This window comes from Domibacillus sp. PGB-M46 (assembly GCF_022668875.1).
Lineage (GTDB): Bacteria > Bacillota > Bacilli > Bacillales > Domibacillaceae > Domibacillus.
Map to the genome: position 1 here is coordinate 1 of NZ_JAKGCR010000060.1, position 1,703 is coordinate 1,703.

1 protein-coding gene is annotated in these 1,703 nt (G+C 38.1%); it reads left to right on the forward strand.

The genetic code is table 11. From position 1 onward, the window contains the following. The first annotated feature begins 698 nt into the window (after positions 1-698). On the forward strand, positions 699-1,466 hold the full coding sequence (locus L2D08_RS23555; protein ID WP_242237990.1) for a hypothetical protein: 768 nt from the start codon (positions 699-701) through the stop codon (positions 1,464-1,466). The last annotated feature ends 237 nt before the right edge of the window (positions 1,467-1,703 follow it).

A 1,703-nucleotide genomic window follows, 5' to 3' on the forward strand; every position in this document is an offset into this window, starting at 1 on the left:
AGAGAGGACAGCGAAAGCTGTCCTTTTTTTGTTTACCGGAATACCGGATCCACTGCGTAATAAAAAGCGCCTTCCTTATTAGAAAGGAAGGCGCTTTTTGTCGTGTCTTCTGATTCAATACTCTGTTCACTATGCTTTTATATTATTGTACAAGGAGTTGCAGTTATCGTTATTTACGTCGATTGCTTTTATCATTTATGCTCCTTTAAAAAAAAGTTTAATATTAATGTAGAAAGAGTAACTATTAAAAGGATTCTATCATTACAATATTTTGGAAATTCAAAAGAATATTTTACTGTGAAAATCAATGTGGACTTTACTTTTAAAATTAATTTTAAAAGTAATAGAAGGATAAAAAAGGAGAGACAGTAATGAATTTTGCGTGTTGTGAATCCTTGTCGGGTAGGATATACTAACCTTAAATTAAATGAACGGACCAAAAGAAAAAAAGCCTAAGCTGCATAAGTGGAGCGCCAACTCCCTCATGCGGTATACCGTGAACACACCACGGCAACACACTTGCTCAGACTCTTTGGACTAACGTTTATTTGCCCTTATTTTAGCGCAAATAAACGTTGAGTTCAAGGGATACTTCTGTATTTTTTAGAGCGCTTGTTTTGCCGTACGCTTCTCCGGATTCCGGAAAACAATACGGCAGGCGAGCGTTCTTTTTGTTTCGAGAAAGAGGAGTCTTGAGCATGAAAAAATTTATTGAAATCGTTGCTGGCGAAGCTGCTTACGCCAGTTTAGCGTCATTTGAAACCATAGAGCAGCTAAATCAAACTGTACGTCAGTATAAAGATATGATCAATGCTATGGAATTGCGCCAGGACGTAAAAAGGAACTTGCTGACTGTGATGGAATACCTTAAACGCCATTCCTGCAGATTCTTCGGCGTTTCATTCAAAGGCAAACGGAAGATTGCTGCGGATCTTAAGATGAGCGACAAGACAATTACACGTTTGTGCAAGCGCTTGGAAGTGTTGGGATTCATAAAGCAATACGCCATGAAGCGCTCCAGTGACATGCAACAAACAAGCAATGCCATCGTAATTCAGCCGGCTAAAAATGAAAATGTCCCACAAGAAGCCGCTAAAATGTCCGGCCAAAAAAACAATATCTTTTTAAAACAAAGTCAATTATTAAATAATACGTATTCTGTGAAGTCGGTAACGTTTTACGAACGTTTTAAAAATCTGCTGGAAAATACGATTGGCCAGAATCAGTCGCTTGTATCACGCATGTATGGAGTTTACCGCGCTCATTCTACCGCTTTAGTAAAGCACGGAGCTTTCGATAAGCAAGACGTTGAAAATATCGCTATGTCCGCACTACACACGGCTGTTATCCGTACAAAAACGAAGAAAATCCGCAATCTGGCCGGATTCTACAATGGCGTTTTGAATAAAATGCTCGATCGTTTCGTCCTTGAAGATTGTGCACGTGTGCTTGTAGAAGAAGCGTGATGTTTCGACGTATGGCTACAAGTATGCGTGTAAACATATGTGGAAAGTTAACTAAACCTATCTTCTTACAAGCAGGTTTTATACTGGTGTGTAAACCTAAGTTTTATAAAACACATATGTACCCTCCTTACTAAATCAATTCCTTATCTTTACTGGCGAGTCGCATTGAGAACAAAAAGGTAATTTAGGTAATAAAAACATTAATAAAGCTATTGAAATAGAAATTCATACATGGTA